General features: G+C 38.0%; 15 protein-coding genes. 1 reads left to right on the top strand and 14 read right to left on the bottom strand.

Features of this window, described 5'->3' with window-relative positions; translation table 11 throughout:
* Positions 1-34 precede the first annotated feature (34 nt).
* The 3 genes from Q0X59_RS00630 to Q0X59_RS00640 form a co-directional block, all read right to left on the bottom strand.
* The gene (locus tag Q0X59_RS00630) at positions 35-2,563 is read right to left on the bottom strand and encodes a DEAD/DEAH box helicase (protein WP_296157334.1); all 2,529 of its coding nucleotides are present in this window, start codon (positions 2,561-2,563) and stop codon (positions 35-37) included.
* A gap of 100 nt (positions 2,564-2,663) precedes the next feature.
* Positions 2,664-4,853: a bifunctional cytidylate kinase/GTPase Der gene (der, locus tag Q0X59_RS00635; RefSeq protein ID WP_297642440.1), complete on the bottom strand. Its 2,190-nt coding sequence runs from the start codon at positions 4,851-4,853 to the stop codon at positions 2,664-2,666.
* The gene (locus Q0X59_RS00640) at positions 4,850-5,623 is read right to left on the bottom strand and encodes a pseudouridine synthase (RefSeq protein ID WP_075523189.1); all 774 of its coding nucleotides are present in this window, start codon (positions 5,621-5,623) and stop codon (positions 4,850-4,852) included. The genes der and Q0X59_RS00640 overlap by 4 nt, the downstream gene beginning before the upstream one ends.
* Before the next feature lie 270 nt (positions 5,624-5,893).
* On the opposite strand from Q0X59_RS00640, the gene Q0X59_RS00645 reads away from it, so the two are divergent.
* Positions 5,894-6,880 carry an aquaporin gene (locus tag Q0X59_RS00645; protein WP_075523190.1) on the top strand — a complete coding sequence of 329 codons (987 nt, stop codon included), beginning with the start codon at positions 5,894-5,896 and terminating at the stop codon, positions 6,878-6,880.
* 250 nt (positions 6,881-7,130) lie between these two features.
* On the opposite strand, the gene Q0X59_RS00650 is transcribed toward Q0X59_RS00645, so the two are convergent.
* The 11 genes from Q0X59_RS00650 to thrS all read right to left on the bottom strand — a co-directional run bounded on the left by Q0X59_RS00650 (position 7,131) and on the right by thrS (position 18,810).
* Positions 7,131-7,457 carry a rod shape-determining protein RodA gene (locus Q0X59_RS00650; protein ID WP_075523280.1) on the bottom strand — a complete coding sequence of 109 codons (327 nt, stop codon included), beginning with the start codon at positions 7,455-7,457 and terminating at the stop codon, positions 7,131-7,133.
* A gap of 379 nt (positions 7,458-7,836) precedes the next feature.
* Positions 7,837-9,510 carry a bifunctional phosphoribosylaminoimidazolecarboxamide formyltransferase/IMP cyclohydrolase gene (gene purH / locus Q0X59_RS00655; protein ID WP_103043017.1) on the bottom strand — a complete coding sequence of 558 codons (1,674 nt, stop codon included), beginning with the start codon at positions 9,508-9,510 and terminating at the stop codon, positions 7,837-7,839.
* A gap of 31 nt (positions 9,511-9,541) precedes the next feature.
* On the bottom strand, positions 9,542-11,146 hold the full coding sequence (locus Q0X59_RS00660) for a DUF6350 family protein (protein WP_297642444.1): 1,605 nt from the start codon (positions 11,144-11,146) through the stop codon (positions 9,542-9,544).
* 92 nt (positions 11,147-11,238) lie between these two features.
* A complete protein-coding gene (locus Q0X59_RS00665; protein WP_075523192.1) occupies positions 11,239-11,844 on the bottom strand; it encodes an adenine phosphoribosyltransferase in 606 nt (201 codons plus the stop codon).
* Between the two features lie 251 nt (positions 11,845-12,095).
* Positions 12,096-12,593, bottom strand: a complete 498-nt coding sequence (gene yajC, locus Q0X59_RS00670) for a preprotein translocase subunit YajC (RefSeq protein WP_103043015.1) — start codon at positions 12,591-12,593, stop codon at positions 12,096-12,098.
* A gap of 59 nt (positions 12,594-12,652) precedes the next feature.
* Complete coding sequence (gene ruvB, locus Q0X59_RS00675; protein ID WP_075523194.1) at positions 12,653-13,714, bottom strand: Holliday junction branch migration DNA helicase RuvB; 1,062 nt, start codon at positions 13,712-13,714, stop codon at positions 12,653-12,655.
* A gap of 40 nt (positions 13,715-13,754) precedes the next feature.
* Entirely contained in the window at positions 13,755-14,384 is a 630-nt protein-coding gene (gene ruvA, locus Q0X59_RS00680) for a Holliday junction branch migration protein RuvA (protein WP_103043014.1), read from the bottom strand.
* 136 nt (positions 14,385-14,520) lie between these two features.
* Positions 14,521-15,102, bottom strand: coding sequence for a crossover junction endodeoxyribonuclease RuvC (gene ruvC / locus Q0X59_RS00685; protein ID WP_075523196.1), 582 nt, complete (start codon positions 15,100-15,102; stop codon positions 14,521-14,523).
* 6 nt (positions 15,103-15,108) lie between these two features.
* Positions 15,109-15,867 carry a YebC/PmpR family DNA-binding transcriptional regulator gene (locus tag Q0X59_RS00690; protein WP_075523197.1) on the bottom strand — a complete coding sequence of 253 codons (759 nt, stop codon included), beginning with the start codon at positions 15,865-15,867 and terminating at the stop codon, positions 15,109-15,111.
* A 76-nt stretch (positions 15,868-15,943) separates the two neighbouring features.
* Positions 15,944-16,588: a CDP-alcohol phosphatidyltransferase family protein gene (locus Q0X59_RS00695; RefSeq protein ID WP_297642449.1), complete on the bottom strand. Its 645-nt coding sequence runs from the start codon at positions 16,586-16,588 to the stop codon at positions 15,944-15,946.
* Positions 16,589-16,779: 191 nt separating this feature from the next.
* The gene (gene thrS, locus Q0X59_RS00700) at positions 16,780-18,810 is read right to left on the bottom strand and encodes a threonine--tRNA ligase (protein ID WP_297642450.1); all 2,031 of its coding nucleotides are present in this window, start codon (positions 18,808-18,810) and stop codon (positions 16,780-16,782) included.
* Positions 18,811-18,816 lie beyond the last annotated feature (6 nt).

Consider the following 18,816-nt stretch of genomic DNA (forward strand, 5'->3'; position numbering starts at 1 on the left):
TTTAGATTTTACTAAAAACATATATAAAACAATGCTATACATGCGACACACTGTAGTCAAAGAACACAACTTCGCCTGTATCTTGTGTAGCATCTAAATCTACAATTCCAGTAATAGCCCAATTATGATCGCCGTCTGAATCATCGATTATCTGTCGAACTTTCCAAGTATGTTCACTTTTCTCTAATGAATCATCCAAAATAAACAAGTCACCACTACGAGCTTTAGCATCAATACCAACATACTCGTGATCCTCATAGTATTCATCAAGAACATCATTCCACTCGTGAACACCATAACCCCAAGCTTTATCAAGCTCACCAAGAGTATCAGAATCTTCTAGATCCATAAGTTGAACTCTACGAAACATAGCATTTCGAATAAGAACAATAAGTCCTCTTCGATCTTCAACCACAGATTCTGAAGTTGATGGAGCTGCCGTAGTTACAGCATTAGCTTCAGCATCCGATCCACCTGCACTCTCCCACTCATCAAGCAAACTAGAATCAATAGAACGCACAACAATGCGAAGCCAAGAAATAATATCTCGCAATTCATCATTAAGCTTGTCTTTTGGCACAGTACGCGCAAGAGAACGGTAAGCATCTGAAAGATAACGCAACAACGTTCCTTCACTTCTAGCAATGCCATAACGCGAAATATAACCATTAAAATCGCAAGCCGTTTCGACCATATCTCGAAGAACAGATTTAGGCTTAATCCAATAATCATTAGCCCACGGAACATCATTACGATATTGCAAAAAAGCAGGAGTTAGCAAATCCTCAAGTGGCTTAGGATAGCTAACTTCAGCTAAACGCTCCATGCGCTCTTCATAATCAATGCCATCATCTTTCATAGAGGACATAGCTGCATCGCGCGCTTTACGCTCCTGCGAGCGCAAAACAGGCTTAGGATCATCTAAAGTAGATTCAACAATAGAAATAACATCAAGAGAGTAACTTTGAGACTCTGGGTCAAGAAGTTCTAAAGCAGCAAGCAAAAATGGAGAAAGCGGCTGATCTAGCGCAAATCCTTCTGGAATAGTAACGTCAAGCTCATAATCATAAGTTCCATCTTGACGCTTAAAACATTCAATTACTTTTGTATCTAATAAAGTTTGGAAAATATTATCGCACCTCTCAAGAAGTTTCTCTTTATCTTGTATCTTTTGCGCACTATCTTCAATAAGTTTTTCTACTCTAGCGCGAGCATCCCCACCTTGAGTAACTTCATTCAACACCATTGAGTGAGTAACAACCATATGAGGATTCAACGTTTCAGGATTACTTTCAATAAGCTTATTAAACGTTTGCTCGCTCCAGACAACAAATCCTTCTGGAGCTTTCTTTCTCTTAACTTTTTTAAGCTTTTTAGGATCATTTCCAGCTTTTGCAACAGAGCGAGCATTCTCAATCTCGAACTCTGGAGCCTCTGCAACTACTAAGCCCTCAGTATCAAATCCCATTCTGCCTGCACGGCCTGCAATTTGATGAAATTCACGAGCGCGAAGTTTGCGACTACGATTTCCATCAAATTTTGTAAGAGAAGTTAAAACAACAGAGTGAATTGGCACGTTAATTCCAACACCTAAAGTATCTGTACCACAAATAACAGGAAGTAATCCTTGCTGCGCTAACTGTTCAACAAGTCTACGGTAGCGCGGAAGCATGCCTGCATGATGCACACCAACACCAGTCCTTAAAATTCTTTGCAGAATTTTTCCAAAACCTGTAGTAAATTTTGTGCCTTTAATAGCTTGTGCGATTTTATCGCGCTGTTCTTTACTTGAAACTCCTGTACTAGCGAGTGCTTGAGCAGTTTCAAGAGCTGAATCTTGCGAAAAATGTACTACATAGATTGGTGTTAAACCTTTATTAAATAATAATTCAACAGTTGTAGCAAGAGGCTTATCAGTGTACTCATATTCAAGCGGAATTGGTCTAGGAGCGTTCGCAATAATATCAACGCTTCGTCTTGTTGTTTTCTCTAAGCGCTCAGCAATATCTGTTACATCTCCAAGAGTTGCACTCATAAGTAAAAATTGAGTGTTAGCTAGTGTTAGTAGCGGCACTTGCCAAGCCCATCCGCGCTCTGGATCTCCATAATAGTGGAATTCATCCATTGCAACGCAATCAACTTCAGCGTTTGCGCCTTCTCGTAAAGCTTGGTTCGCTAATATTTCTGCAGTGCAACAAATTATTGGAGCATCTGTGTTAATATGCGAGTCACCTGTGATCATACCAACATTATCTCGACCAAAAATCGATACTAAATCGAAGAATTTTTCAGATACAAGTGCCTTGATTGGAGCTGTATAGTATGAGCGTCTGCCTGTTGCAAGTGCAGCAAAATGCATTCCAAGTGCAACTAATGATTTTCCTGAACCAGTTGGAGTGTTTAAGATTACATGATCTCCTGCAAGTAAATCCATAATGGATTCTTCTTGATGCTGCCACAAATCTACATGCTTATTAGTTTTAACCCAATCAACGAATGCTTGAAAAATTTCATCTTCGCTAGCATGATGCAAATCAAGAGCTAACTCGCTTAACACAGTCATATTTCACCTTTACCCCACGCTTTATGAAATATTTATTTTGCAAAATTAGCAAGTGGATATCACGCAAATTACATCACACAATATCCACTTATTTTATTTGCTATTTACGTTTCTTCTTATCTCTAACTTTCACAGAGATTTGAATTGGTGTTCCTTCGAATCCAAATTCTTCGCGCAAAGACCTCTCAATAAAACGGCGGTAACTATGCTCAAGGAATCCTGTTGCAAAAATCACAAAACGAGGAGGCTTAGTTGAAGCTTGTGTTGCAAACAAAATTCGCGCTTGCTTTCCGCCACGAAGAGGATGAGGATGAGCAGACTGAATACGTCCTAAGAAAGCATTTAATTTTCCTGTAGGAATACGCTTATCCCAACTGTCTAAAGCAGTTCGCATAGCGCGCGCAAGACGATTTGTATGCCATCCAGTTTTTGCAGAAAGATTCACGCGCTCAGCCCAAGTTACACGATCAAATTCAGTTTTCCACAAGCGTTCCATACGTTGTCTTGAAAACTCATCCATTAAATCCCACTTGTTAAACACAAGTACGATTGATCTACCTGCATCTACTGCTTGGCTCATAACTTTCAAATCCTGCTCCGCAATAGGCTGAGAAGAGTCAAAAAGAATTAAAGCAAGTTCACAGCGCTCAATTGCAGCTTGCGTACGAAGTGAAGAATAGTATTCTGCTCCAGTAAGCTTATGCGGTCTTCTCTTAATGCCAGCAGTATCAATAAAAAGCCAGTCTTCGCCATCAACTCGCACAACTTCATCAATAGGGTCACGAGTAGTTCCAGCTAAATCGTTTACAACAGCACGTTCTTCATTAGCTAAATGATTTAAAAGCGACGATTTACCAACGTTTGGACGCCCGACTAAAGCAACTCTACGAAGACCTTGCGGAGTTAAGAATCCAGAAGTTTTATTAGCTTTCTTCAAAGATGCAAGAGCTGCGTCAAGCAAATCACCAACGCCTCTTCCGTGCATTGCAGAGATTCCATATGGCTCACCCATTCCAAGCTTCCAAAACTCTGCAGTCAAATACTCACTTCTAGCATCGTCAACTTTGTTAACAGCCAACGTAATAGGTTTTCCTGCAGCGCGAAGAAGAGAAACAATACGCTCATCTGTTGCTGTTAAACCAACTTGACCATCGACTAGAAAAATAATAGCATCACTTAAGCGTACAGCTACTTGAGCTTGCTGAGCTATAGAGGAATCTATACCTTCAACGTCAGCTTCCCATCCTCCAGTGTCAACCAACTTAAAGTTAGTTCCAGCCCATTCAGCATCGTAACTTACTCGATCACGAGTCACACCTGGAGTATCTTCAACAACTGCAACTCTGTGACCTAAAATTCTGTTTACTAGTGTTGATTTTCCAACATTTGGCCTACCAATTACGGCGATTACACCAACAGCTTGAGAATCCTTTTGCTCGTCACTACTTGCAAAATCTCCGCTAAGAAGCTCACGATCTTCATCGTCAAGATCATAACCTTCAAGATTTGCTACATAACGATCATACTCATCCTGCTCAATAGCATCATCAACTATTTCAACAAGAGCATTCAAAGTTTCATCAAACGTTAAATCAGAATTATCAAGCGTTGTAACACCGTCTGCAGCAGAGAGGAAACTCGTAACTTTAGAATCTTTAGCATCGCGAGCGCTAATATTGTCTTCTTCAGACTCGTTATTTTGCAAATTCTCTTGCGAAATATCTTGTTTATTCCTCCTAGCTTGACGCACATCTTCACGCGCTGTAAGCAATACTCGAACTTGAGCATTAGGAGCTACAACAGTAGTAATATCACGACCTTCTGCAACTATTCCTTCACCTTTAGAAAAAGAGTCTTCTTCTGACTGTTCAGCAATATATGCACGCTGAGCAGCAATAAGCATTCTGCGAACTGAAGGTATTGAAGAAACAGTAGAAACAGTAGAAGAAACTTCGCAAAGACGCAATTTATCGCTAATATCTTCACCATCAACTACAACTATAGGATTTTCAGGATCAACGTTAAACTTCACATGATCATCTGTAAATAACTCACCAACAGATTCAACTATTTTGTTAAAACGCTCAATATCCGCAGAATTTGTTGGCTTACCTTCTTCGTCTAAAGAAAGTTGTTCACTTAGATCAATACCATTCTTCAAACACCACCATGCAGCAGCTCTATACATTGCACCTGTATCTAAATACGCAAAACCATAGTATTTAGCTAAAGCACGAGAAGTTGAAGATTTACCTACTCCTGCTGGCCCATCAATAGCTACACAAATCACAGACCAACCTCCTTAGAAAGCGAGCGCACTTCAGTTTGCGAAAGCACACGATAAGATCCAGCTTTTAAGTCCCCTAGTTTAATAGGACCTATTTGTGTGCGAACTAAGCGCTTTACAGGAAAACCTACAGCACCAAAAATTCTGCGTACTATACGATTTTTACCAGAGTGCAATACAACTTTTACAATTGTCGTATCATGATTTTGATCGATTATTGCACAACGATCTAATTTAATCCAACCGTCTTCAAGATTAACACCTTGTGAAACTAAACGTCTGCACACAAGACCGTTAATTTTTCCTTCTACTGTTGCAATATAAGTTTTCTCAACTTCATATTTTGGATGCATAACATGCTGGCTTAACTCACCATCATTAGTCATTAAAATAAGACCTTCAGAATCGTAATCTAAACGACCCATATGAAAAATTCGATCGTATTTGTCACCAACAATATCTCTGAGCGTAAATCGACCTTTAGGATCATCCATTGCGCTTAAAACACGCTTCGGCTTATGTAACGCAAGTGTCACAAGTTTTGTATTAAATTTAACTCGCGAACCATCAACACGCACTTTTTGACGCTTAGGATCAACTCTTGTACCAAGTGTTGTAACTAGCTCATCATCAACTTCAACACGACCATCTAGAATAATTTCTTCACACTTGCGGCGTGAACCAAATCCCGCTTCAGCAAGTAGCTTTTGCAGTCGAATGGCGTTTGTGGCTTCTTGTTGCGCCTGATTGGCGCGGGAATATGCGTTTGGCATCGTTCTCCCAACGTGACCTCAAGAATAGTAACACTTTGCATTATTTGCATTATTCATATCTATAAATATCAGCAAATAGTGCAACAGAACTACTACTCATAAACATGATTTTTATTATTTTTAATTATATTTGTAATTATATTTGTAATAATTTCATTAAAAATATGAAATTATCATGAGTTTCTATATTAGCCTATGGCATAGCCGTGATACTATAGCAATCGTTTAACAATCGCGCGAAATATCGCACATTAGAAAGTTAGGATTTTTATGGACACTATAGATTCAAAAAAATCACCAAATAAAATCGATATTTTAACTCGTTTTGGTGTAGAATTTATTGGAACTGCTTTTATAACTTTTACAATTTACTTCTTCTCAACTATTATTTTTGTTTTCAACAGTCTTAACACGTCCTTAACTGGAGTTGGAGTTCTTTTTACTGTTGTTACAACAGCAATCGCATACGCTGCAGTACTTGGAACTTTCGGAAGAATTTCAAACGGGCATTTTAATCCTGCAATAACTATTACTTCTATACTTATTGGCAGAAGCCGTCTTATTGAATTACTTTACATCGTAGCTCAAGTATTAGGATCAATATTCTCAGCCTTAGTTCTTATTTTGATTCTCCCTCATTCAAATTCTTTACCGATTAAAACATGGTTCTCTTCAGTAGCAAACGGCTATGGAAGCTCTTCTATGTCTGCAAACCTGCTTAAGAGCGTAAATCTATCGTTTGAAGTTACTACAGCTATAGTAATAGAAATAATTGCAGTTATCTTAATTGTTTCAGCTTATATTATTTTGACTAAAAATAATGGAAAATACAAAAAGAATTTCTCAAGCACAATGGGTATTGTTTACGCATTAGGCGCTTTGATTACGTACCCTATTACAGGAGTCGGATTAAATCCTGCTCGCTCAACTGGTATTGCATTTGTAATAACTTGCAATATGCTGAAATTCAAGTCTTTCAAAGTATTCACCCAAACACTTCTCGAATCTCCATCAAGTAAATTATGGGTATTCTGGGTAGCGCCTATTTTTGCATCTGCAATCGTTGGACTTGTAATATTACTTGGCAAATTGATAAAAGACTATTCAATGAATACAGTTGCAAACGTAAGTGATGCAAATTCAAATTTGCGTATCGAAGAATTAGATTCATCAGCAAACAATGAACTATTCTATGACGCTAAATCTAGCGATACTAAAGATAGCAACACTGAAACAAACGAAGATAAGTCTAACTAAGTTAGATTAAACTAAGTTAGATAAAATTGAGATAGCAAAAGTCGCTAAAATTCTCAAAAACGAAATTAGCCATTAGATATTTAAGTATCTAATGGCTAATTTAATATTTACTTTATCTAAAATCTCTATTTAAAAAATACAGTGCAATTAAATAATCAAATCAGTTTAATAAATCGCATAACTTAAACTAAACTAAAACTAAACTAAAACTAAACTAAAACTAAACTAAAACTTATTAAATAGCGTTTAATTAGAAGAATAGCGTAATAGAAAAATATGTTATAAGCAATCCAACACCTAAAAATATTGAAATCACAGAATCAAATAAAACACTTCTTACTTTCCAAGGGCTGCGTTTTTGAAGAATTATTCGCATAATTCCAAGAACTATAGAAGTCACAGAGATAATAACAGTAGCAATCAATGTATATCCACAAAAAGCTAATAGAGCGCATAAAACAACTAAGCACGCTACAATCCACTCTGCGTAAGGCTTACCTTCCTTTTTCTCAGAAACATAGGGATGAGTATTATTTGATTGCGCTTCATCTTTCACTATCTTATTTAAATGCTTCATAGGATTGCCACTTACCATATTTTTATAATTTTTATTCTCTAACAATTATGCATAACAATTACGCCTAACAATTTATGCATATTATACTTTTACAACAAGATACAGAATACAATATGTTGTAAATCTATAAATCAACAAAACGAAAATCTATAAAGCAAAAACAACAAAAAATTAGGTTAGTACAACCCAAAAATTATATAAATTAAAATAAAATCACTAAAGTAGAAATATATAAAATAATCGGGTGTCGAAAAGATTCGCGCTGAAATATGCTCTCTTAAATAAGCAATATCAACTAGAAACTACCAACACCCGAAAAACTAATTCTACAAACTAATTTTACAAACTAATTTTTAAGAGTATTTTTCTTTCATGCTTTTTAATGGAAGAAGTGACGAGTACCAGTAACGTACATTGTCACTCCGGCATTACGCACAGCTTCAAAAACTTCATCATCGCGAATAGATCCACCTGGCTGAACAATTGCACGAACTCCAGCATCAATAAGAATCTTAGGACCATCAGCAAATGGGAAGAATGCGTCAGAAGCAGCTACAGATCCGCGCGCTCGCTCAACTCCATCAGCTAAAGTATTTGCACGTTCAACAGCAAGATTACAAGAATCAACTCTATTTACTTGTCCCATTCCAATACCAACAGTTGCATTGTTATTAGCTAACAAGACAGCATTTGATTTTACGCAACGAAGAGAACGCCACGCAAAGAACAGATCTCGCATAGTATCAACATCTGCTGGATCTCCAGAAACAAGCTTCCAATTTTCTGGACTATCACCTTTATCATCAATCAAATCTGCGGTTTGAACTAACGCACCACCATCAATTGGATGAAGTTGCAAACCAAAAACAGGCGGTTTAGCAACTTTCAAAATCCTAAGATTCTTCTTTTTAGTTCGCAATAATTCTAATGCTTCTGGATCATAATCCGGAGCTACAATTACTTCTGTAAAAATAGGACGAACACTTTGCGCCATTTCAAGAGTAACAGTCGTATTAGTAGCTATAACACCACCATAAGCACTAACAGGATCACAAGCATGAGCTTTTTTATGAGCCTCAGCCGCACTTTCGCCAATCGCCAATCCGCAAGGATTGTTATGTTTGCAAACAGCAACAGCGATTCGCGGAGCAAAATCCCACACAGCACGCCAAGCTGAATCAGCATCAACATAATTGTTGTAACTCATAGGTTTTCCACCTAAAAGTTCAGCTTGCGCTAATCCACCTTTTCGCAAAGGATCTACATATAATCCAGCTTGTTGATGAGGATTCTCACCATATCGCAAAACATTTTCTATGCGATACGTGCGAGTAAAATCATGCGGCATAATCGAATTATTCTCATGAGTTTCTTGATCCTTCAAAGACTCATCACATAAACTCTCAGGCTTTAGCCAATTATCACTAGTCCATTGAGAAATAGCAGCATCATATGCAGCAGTATGAGCAAAAGCCTTACGAGCTAAGTATTTTCTCTCATCCAAGCTAAAACCTTCACCTGAAAGCACTCTTTGAGCAAGCAAAGTATAATCATTTGGATCTGTTATAACAGCTACTGTCGCATGATTCTTTGCTGCAGCGCGAATCATAGAAGGTCCGCCTATGTCAATTTTTTCAATAATTTGAGATTCATTTCCACCGTTTTTAACAGTGTCTACGAAAGGATAAAGATTAACAACTACTGCATCAAAAGGATCAATATTTAAATCTTTAAGCTGACGAACATGTTCAGCATTATTCATATCAGCTAAGATACCAGCATGAATATGAGGATCTAAAGTTTTTACTCGACCATCCAAGCTTTCTGGGAAACCTGTAACTGTAGAAACTTCAACAACATGAACACCTAATTTTTCAAGATATGCAGCTGTTGAACCTGTAGATACCACCTGAGTACCTTCGTGGATAAACGCTTTTGCAAGCGTATCAAGTCCCTCTTTACGAAACACTGAAACCAGTACTCGTTTGATTGACCGTTTACCTGTGGTTATCAGCACATCTGCCTCTGATTCATGGCGCTGTATCTGTTGCACGGCGGTCTTCCCTCCTTATATTGGATGAGGTTTATTCTTTTACAGTCTTCGAGCGTACTGTTCTAGGAACATTATGCTTTGAAGACAAAGGTGGATTATCAGATGATTCTTTAGAAACATCTTCATTATTATTTTCGCGTGACTTAAACGAACTATTAGTATTACTAAAACTACTCAAACTATTAGTATTACACGAACTGCTTGAACTATTAGCATTACTCAAACTGTTTGAGCTACTCGAATTGCTTGAAGTACTCAAACTGTTAGAACTGTTAGAACTGTTAGAGCCACTCGAACTTTTTTCACTAGTATTACTTGAAGAACTAATAATAGTTTTTTCTTCATCTGAAGCTGAAGAATTGATTTTATTATCATCTTTATGAGGAAAATATTTATTCTTAATAAAGTCTAATAAAAGACGAATTAAGCATAATAATACGATTCCAATTAAAGAAACAAGCCATGCTGAAATAAAAGGCAACAAAGTAGATTGGCCAACAGCATGAACACTTTCAATAATATTAACACCTACATTCTTAAGGCGATATTGCCCAAGAGAACCATTACAACAATTAAAAATAATTGTCATAACAATTGTTGTACATGATGCAATAGCAACTAAGCAGACAGCAGAAAACGAAAAATCGATAAAAGTTTGCTTATAATCAATCTTATTTGAACTACAACGCAAACGTATATTGCATCCATTTTTAAGGAATAATATAAATAAAGCACATATAAACATGGATGCAGGAATCGCACCTAATATCAACAATTGTTGTAAATTCCCCGTGACAGCATGCGGAAATATTCCAAACACTGGAACTGGAGGAATTTGTTTATAAGATGCATGATTCAGTGCAAAAGAAGCAACGCTGCCAAACGAAAAACCTGCACCACATATCCATGACAAAATCCATAAAACAACATTAGGTAGCCACGCTAAGCAAGCAATAGTAGTCAGAATTCTAGAACCTTGTTGCATATCTAAAGTCACAAAATACGACTCAACGTTTTCAGCACCCAACACAGAGAAAAGTACAATAAAAACACAAGAAACTACAGCATAAACAATTACTACAGCTAAAGTACCAATTACTGAAAGTCTAATAGCTTTACAAGCAATAGAAGGAATATATTTTTTAATCCAATCTTTAACAAAATTCATAATTTTACTATTTGGAATTACAGCAAATAGTAAAGAAATTATGTATATAACAGAACTTTTTACTAATAATATTGGAAGTGAGTCTAACAATTCAATAGAAGTATTACGCGAAATAATTCCATTTAAAATAATCCAACAAACTAAACCAATAATATAAACAGGTATGCTTCCTTTAAAACGACTAATAAGCCAAGACATAAATGCTATAAGTAGAAAAGTTAATCCAAGCGGAATTATAGTTAAAATGAAACCATCAAATCCTAGCCCAACACCTTGAGCAAGCATTAAAGTGGCACAAGTAATAGACATAGCAGAATCAGAAAAATTACCTGTTCCTTCTTCTATAGAAATAACAAGTAATGTTAAAGACAAAAACAATCCGATTGTTAATGCAAACACAATCATAGTAATAATAGGAGATGCAATTCCTTTAAGGAAAGTTATAACATAAGATTTTAATCTTTCCATAATTGCCTCCGAATACTACAAACTATTCCTATTTTCTTCGGTCGCATTCGAACAAATCCAACAACCTACTATTTTTATATTATAAATAAAATCTACGCTGGCATAGTCATTAAACTTGAACAATTATATGATCTCAAATCATCCATACCGCTGATACCAGTAAGTTCCATTACAAAAGAGAAACCTGCAACAACGCCGCCAGAGCGTTCAATCAATTTTGCAGCAGCTTTAGCAGTTCCACCTGTAGCAATCAAATCATCAACAATTAGAACTCTTTGACCAGGCTTAACAAGATTACACTCAATCTCAATTTTAGCTTCACCATATTCTAAAGAATAAGATTCACTAATAACATCAGGAGGTAATTTACCTGCTTTACGAACAGCTATAAAACCCTTGCCTAATCGCGCAGCAAGAAGAGGGCCAAATAAAAATCCTCTAGCTTCTAATCCTGCTACCAAATCAAAAGAATCAACTGGAACAGGCAAAGCATCAATAAGAGAATTTACTAATATATTCATTCCACGAGTAGAAGAAAATATAGGGAGAAAATCACGGAATATAATATTTGGACTAGGAAATCCTGGAACAGTACGAATCAGAGAAGCCAAATATTGAGAATCTTCTTTGCTTATTGTTTTAAGTGGCTTTACTGTTATATCAGCTGTTTTGCCCGCTTTTACATCCGATATTTGCATAATCCTACTATTCTTTTCTCTCAAACATTTTGATGAAAACAATTCATATATATCAACTAATGAAGAATACTGGCTCCAATATGCATTTATTCTCACAATTGGAATCAAACAGCATTATTGTTTCGACTTTCAACAACCTATATATTAAAACTCTTAACTTTTAATCAATTGCATTAAAACGAAGGGAATAATGCTGAAAATTCAGATATACTTTATGCTTTTATTAAGATTGTAAGAATTATTAGTTCCTACTATTCTTCCTCACTGACAGTATTGTCATCATTAGAATCTTCAATAGATTCATCTTTACTAGTTTTATTAGTTACTTCTAAGCTAGATTCTATTTCATTAGATTCATGAGTATTTTCTGAAGAGTTTTCAGCATTCTTATTAGAATCCTCTACATTGGACTCTACATTGGACTCTGCATTGGACTCTGCTTTATCGTCTTCAGACTCTTCATCGCTAATAAAAGCAGGACGTGTATATTCTCTATTCACAGCGCGGAATGAGAATCGCAATAAACTTCCTTCAGAATCAATAACGATTTCCTCATACTTCGTATCCACGCTAACAACTTTTCCAATAATGCCACCAATAGTGATAACTTCAGTACCAGGTTTCAAAGAATCATAGAATGAACGTGCTTCAGCTTGACGTTTTTTCATGCTTCTCGATTGGAAGAACAATAAGCCAATAGCAAAAACCAAAAAAATAATAAGACCATAGTTATTAAAGATTGAAGGCACAACTAACTCCTTAAATATCCAACCCTAAGACGGGCGAAATGCCGTCCAAAATGATTATTTTAAAATAGCGAGCTGACATTATCAGGCTCTTTTAAACCTAAATGTTTCCAAGCTTTAGGCGTTGCAACACGACCTTTAGGAGTTCTAATTAAGAATCCTTCACGAACTAAATACGGCTCACAAACTGTTTCAACGGTTTCTGATTCCTCACCAACCATTGCTGCAAGATTATTAAGCCCAACAGGACCTCCATTAAATTGGCAAACAATAGCCTTTAGTACAGAAATATCTAAACGATCAAGCCCTTGAGTATCAATCTGATACAAAGATAACGCTTCTATTACATCATCACAATTAACTTCTTTAAGATTGTGAACAATAGCCCAATCTCTAACACGTCTTAGCAAACGGTTTGCAATTCTAGGAGTTCCTCTAGAGCGGACAGCAAGCTCTTTAGCTGCTTGATTTTGAAGCTTTACTCCAAGAACAGACGAAGAACGTTTAACAAGCTTTTCCAACTCTTCGTGTGGGTAAAAATCCAAATGCGCAGTAAAACCAAAACGCGCTCGCAATGGAGAAGGAAGCATACCCTCTCTAGTGGTCGCACCAACTACTGTAAAACGTGGAAGAGTTAAAGGTATAGAAGACGCTCCCGGACCTTTACCAACCATAACATCAACGCGGAAATCTTCCATAGCAATATAAAGCAATTCTTCAGCAGCACGCGGCAACCTGTGAATCTCGTCAATAAATAATACTTCTCCTTCATCAAGAGAACTCAAAATTGACGCTAAATCACCTGCATGCTGAATAGCAGGACCAGAAGTAATACGAATAGGAACTTGCAATTCGTTAGCTACAATCATTGCAAGAGTAGTTTTACCTAAACCTGGAGGACCAGCTAAAAGCATGTGATCAGGCGGAACGTCACGTTTTTTCGCAGCATCTAAAAAGAGTTGCAACTGAGCTTTTAAAAGAGGCTGTCCAATAAAACCTTCTAAAGCGTGCGGACGAAGCTCCTCATCGCTAACTTGCTCATTTCCTAAAGAAGATGAAGAAACCATACGCAATGATTCTTCAGCAACGCCAGTATTTACCGCAGAAGTATATTCATCACTCACTTCAACTCCCCCAATACTTTATAATTATTAAGCAACATAATCATCTACCCCTATCTAGCAAAGTCAATGCCATGCGCAAAACATTAGGCATATCTGCTTCAGTTATAGGAGCAACAATATTATTTTCAGCACAAACTTGTTCAACAGCTTTTTGAGCGTCTACTTGGCGCCAACCAAGAGATACAAGACCATAAATAACAGACTGCTTTGCGGAATCAACATTCTTATTTTGCAACTTAGAAGTATCACTATTATCACTAGCAAATAAAGCAGAATCAAGCGACCCTTTAAGTTCCAAAATAATCTTCTGAGCACCCTTCTTACCTAAACCAGGAGCAGCTGAAAGCGAAGTTACATCCCCATCCGCAATTGCTTTAACTAAACGATCAACATTAAGAGTTGAAAGTAAAGAAAGAGCTACTTTAGGACCAATACCACTAACTTTTTGAACTTGCAAAAACATGCGTTTAGCTGCTTGAGATGTAAAACCATATAAAGTTATTGCATCCTGAGAAACTTGCATTGACGTGTAAACACGAACTTCCTGCCCTTCATGCAAAGAAGACAAATCTTGAGACGACATATAAGTTTCGTAGCCAACTGACGAAACAAGAATAAGCGCAGTACGAGAATCAACTGACACAACTTGCCCAACAAGCATACCAATCATAAACGCTCACCTTCGTCTTCTAAGAACTTGTAAAACCATCTAAAAGCCGCCACAATCGCAACAAAACAATTACAACAAAAGTTGCAACAAACATTCTGAAAACAATCGCAGTAGAACATCTGTTCTATTTTGTATACTACATGCCTCGAGCGACACTTGATTTGCAGCGTGCCGCGCGCGAAGCTAAAGCCCATTGTTTCTGGGCATTTGTTAGATGCTGCTCTCGCTCTCCTCCTTGCAATGCTCCAGATGGACGAAGAGCATGACAAATAGCTTGAGCTAAGGCATCAGCAGCATCAGCTGGAGTTGGCAAAACATTAAGACCAAGAAGGCGCGCAACCATACGCTCAACTTGCTTTTTTTCAGCTTTTCCATTACCAGCAACCGCAAGTTTTACTTCAGTAGGAGTATGTAAAGCAACTGGAATATTTCGCTGAGCAGCAACAAGCATAGCAATACCTGCTACTTGAGCAGTGCCTAGAACAGTATTACGATTCTCTTGAGCAAACACTCTCTCAATAGAAACAACGTCTGGAGAAAAACGCTCAATCTTTTCAACTAGACCATTGTAAATCTTTAATAGTCGCAAATCCTGAGAAAGATCCGGATCAGATCTCAACACATCGACGTGAATAAAAGAAAGCCGACGCGAAACGCCGGCTTCAATCACGCCAACCCCACAGCGAGTAAGCCCGGGGTCAACGCCAAAAATCATCATATGAAACTATTCTGCTTCCTCAAGCTGAGCCATAACTTCATCAGATGCAGTCCAATTACTATAAATATTCTGGACATCATCAAGGTCATCAAGATTATCAATCAAACGAGAAACCTTTTGAGCATCTTCAAAACTTAGCTCAACTTCATTATTCGGATGCATAATAATATCTGCAGAATCGTAATCAAAACCGGCTTCTTGCAAAGCTTTACGAACTGTTACTAAATCACTTGGATCAGTGTATACAGAATACACATCGCCGTCATCAGCAACATCTTCAGCACCAGCAACAGCAGCAACCTCGAAAAGCTTATCGTAATCAACGCCTTCAGAGGAAACCTCAATCAAGCCTTTACGCTCAAAGTTGAAACTCACAGAACCAGTTGTTGCCAAAGAACCATTACCTTTAGTAAGAGTAGAACGAACGTCAGCAGCAGCACGATTTCTATTATCTGTGAGGCATTCAATAATTAAACCAACGCCTGCAGGAGCATAGCCTTCGTAAACAATCTCCTCATAGTTTGCGCCGCCAGCTTCCTCACCAGAGCCACGCTTAACAGCGCGCTTGATGTTATCAGCAGGCATAGAAGCCTTTTTAGCTTTAACGATGGCATCATACAATGTTGGATTACCATCAGGATCGCCACCCCCCAAACGTGCAGCGATTTCAATATTCTTAATAAGCTTAGCAAAAAGCTTACCACGCTTAGCGTCAATAGCAGCTTTCTTATGCTTTGTGGTCGCCCACTTGGAATGACCTGACATGATGCTCCTAACAAATGTACAGTTATACAAACGTGACGATTTTAATGCACTTTAGCGACAAATCTTATTATTATTTTTATTTAAGACCTTGTTTTACTTCAATAATTCTCTGAACAACAGTCACAATACCACCAATAGAAAGCAATATCATAGCGCAACTTAGCCAAAAAAGCTGATTAGTTAAACCAGAAATAGCCATAGAAATAAGTATCACAGCAACTCGATCTGCTCTAGTAATCAATCCACTTTTAGGATCAACTGAAATTGACTGACCGCGAGCGCGAGTATACGAAGTTACGAAAGCTGCCATTAGAGCAATTGCGCAACTAAGTAAACCAATATATTTTAATGAAATTCCAAGTACAGATGGAAGGAAAATGCATACGTAAGAATTTTTAGCACGATACAAGCAAATCCCTATTGCAACAAATAATGACCAATCTGCAATGCGATCAAGAGTTGAATCAAGGAATGCACCGAATTTTGTACCACCAGTTGTCAATGATGCAACAGAGCCATCTAAACCATCTGCAAGTACAAAAATAGTAAGTAATATAGTTCCTATAATAAGTTGACCCGTAAAAGCCGTCACAAATGCTGTAACAACTACTGCTAACGTGCCAACAATTGTTACAGAATTAGCACTTACACCTAGGCGAACTAGCAATTTTGCAACCGGAGCAATAATGCGCTTAAAGCCGCTTCGCAATGATTCCAACATTAAATGAAACCTTCCTAGCTCATTCACAAGTAAAACTTGTGTTCAGTTAACACTTTTATAGTACCGTGAGTATGTAAGAAAATAGCAAAAAGATAGCAAAAGCCCACACAACGTTAAGAAGCGTGGGCTTTTGTTATTTAAGATTCAACTTATACAAAAGATTAAGCTATTTATTAAGTTAGATAACTTAATCATTTAGTATAGCGCTCGAAATCTTCAGAAGTATTCACCTGAACGCGCTGCTTAATAATGGATAAAATCCACTCTTTAGCTTGCTGAACAGGAACACCATTCAATTGGCTACCATCGCGGAATCGGAAGCTAACAGCATTATTATTAACATCCTCTTCGCCAGCAATAATAGTGAATGGCACTTTAGATTTAGAAGCATTACGAATCTTCTTACCAAAGCGATCGTCAGAACTGTCCATTTCGCAACGAACCATATTCTCTTCCAAATCACTAATAAACTTTTGCAAATGCGGAGCAAACTCGTCTGCAACAGGAACACCAGTTACTTGCACTGGAGCAAGCCATGCTGGGAATGCGCCTGCATAATGCTCAAGCAAAATAGCAAAGAAACGCTCAATAGATCCAAAGAGTGCACGGTGAATCATAACAGGGCGCTGATGGCTACCGTCAGCTGCAATATACTCCAACTTAAAGCGCTCAGGCAAGTTGAAATCAAGCTGAATAGTAGAAACCTGCCAAGTACGTCCGATTGCATCGCGAGCTTGCACTGAAATCTTAGGACCATAGAATGCAGCTCCACCTGGATCGTCCACGAGTTCCAAACCAGACTCTTTAGCAACCTCAGCTAAAGTGCTAGTTGCTTCTTGCCAAATCTCATCAGAACCAACAAACTTGTGCTCATCTTTAGTAGAAAGCTCCAAATAGAAATCATTCAAACCAAAGTCTTTAAGAAGACCAAGCACAAAGTTAAGCAAGCTCTTTAACTCATCACGCATCTGTTCACGAGTGCAATAAATATGCGAATCATCTTGAGTTAATCCGCGCACACGAGTTAAACCATGAACAACACCAGACTTTTCGTAACGATATACAGTACCAAACTCGAACAAGCGCAAAGGAAGCTCACGATAAGAACGCTGACGCGATTTGAAAATCAAATTATGCATTGGGCAATTCATTGGTTTCAAATAGTAATCAGCACCTTGACGAGTAACGTTACCATTTTCGTCACATTCTTCATCAAGTTTCATCGGAGGATACATTCCATCCTTATACCATTGCAAATGGCCTGAAGTTTCATACAAACCACCTTTAGTAATATGAGGAGTTTGCACAAAGCTATAATGATGCTTGCGATGCTGCTCTCTAGAATAATCTTCCATTGCGTTAATAATCGCAGCACCCTTTGGATGGAATACTGCCAATCCTGGGCCAATCTCATCTGGGAATGAGAACAAATCCATCTCTTGACCAAGCTTACGATGATCGCGCTTAGCAGCTTCTTCCATACGAGTTGTATAAGCCTTAAGCTCTTCCTTGCTAGGCCATGCAGTGCCGTAAATTCGCTGAAGCATAGGATTATGCTCAGAGCCACGCCAGTAAGCAGCAGCAACACGCTCAAGCTTAAAAGCTTTAATATAACGCGTGTTTGGCAAGTGAGGACCTCTGCACAAATCGCTCCAAACTTTATTGCCTTCGCGATCCAAGTTGTCGTACATGCTAAGCTCATGCTTGCTGATTTCTCCAGAGGCAGCAGGATCAAGAGCAGCTTCTTTATCTTCAATCAACTCCAACTTATAAGGTTGATTTGCTTCTTCAGCTCGCGCTTCATCTTCAGTTACAACGCGGCGATGGAAGGATTGCGACTCTTTAATAATGCGCTGCATATGCTTTTCGATTTGCTTCAAATCGTCCGGCGTAAACGGAGTATCAACATCAAAATCGTAGTAGAAGCCGTCTTTAATCACAGGGCCAACGCCTAACTTTGCGTCTGGTCGAATTTCTTGAACAGCCTGAGCCATCACGTGAGTAGCGGAATGACGCATGATTGCGATGCCATCTTCACTATCAAGGGCTACTGATTCCACGGTATCGCCGTCATGAAGAGGCGTGTACAAATCACGCAACTCGCCATTTAAACGCACGGCAATAATATTTTTATCTTCCGCGAAAAGTTCAACGCCAGTGAAGCTTGCATCCACCTCCTTGCGTTCCTCGTTTACGGTGATGGAGATGGTATTTTCAGCCATAATTGT

This window comes from uncultured Gardnerella sp., assembly GCF_947280595.1.
GTDB lineage: Bacteria > Actinomycetota > Actinomycetes > Actinomycetales > Bifidobacteriaceae > Bifidobacterium > Bifidobacterium vaginale_A.

Bases quoted from the DNA above. Each gene is read 5' to 3' on its own strand.
- Q0X59_RS00660 (WP_297642444.1), bottom strand. From the start codon at position 11,146: ATGGAAAGATTAAAATCTTATGTTATAACTTTCCTTAAAGGAATTGCA.
- Q0X59_RS00645 (WP_075523190.1), top strand. From the start codon at position 5,894: ATGGACACTATAGATTCAAAAAAATCACCAAATAAAATCGATATTTTA.
- ruvA (WP_103043014.1), bottom strand. From the start codon at position 14,384: ATGATTGGTATGCTTGTTGGGCAAGTTGTGTCAGTTGATTCTCGTACT.
- Q0X59_RS00695 (WP_297642449.1), bottom strand. From the start codon at position 16,588: ATGTTGGAATCATTGCGAAGCGGCTTTAAGCGCATTATTGCTCCGGTT.
- ruvC (WP_075523196.1), bottom strand. From the start codon at position 15,102: ATGATGATTTTTGGCGTTGACCCCGGGCTTACTCGCTGTGGGGTTGGC.
- Q0X59_RS00690 (WP_075523197.1), bottom strand. From the start codon at position 15,867: ATGTCAGGTCATTCCAAGTGGGCGACCACAAAGCATAAGAAAGCTGCT.
- Q0X59_RS00640 (WP_075523189.1), bottom strand. From the start codon at position 5,623: ATGCCAAACGCATATTCCCGCGCCAATCAGGCGCAACAAGAAGCCACA.
- Q0X59_RS00630 (WP_296157334.1), bottom strand. From the start codon at position 2,563: ATGACTGTGTTAAGCGAGTTAGCTCTTGATTTGCATCATGCTAGCGAA.
- thrS (WP_297642450.1), bottom strand. From the start codon at position 18,810: ATGGCTGAAAATACCATCTCCATCACCGTAAACGAGGAACGCAAGGAG.
- Q0X59_RS00665 (WP_075523192.1), bottom strand. From the start codon at position 11,844: ATGCAAATATCGGATGTAAAAGCGGGCAAAACAGCTGATATAACAGTA.
- Q0X59_RS00650 (WP_075523280.1), bottom strand. From the start codon at position 7,457: ATGAAGCATTTAAATAAGATAGTGAAAGATGAAGCGCAATCAAATAAT.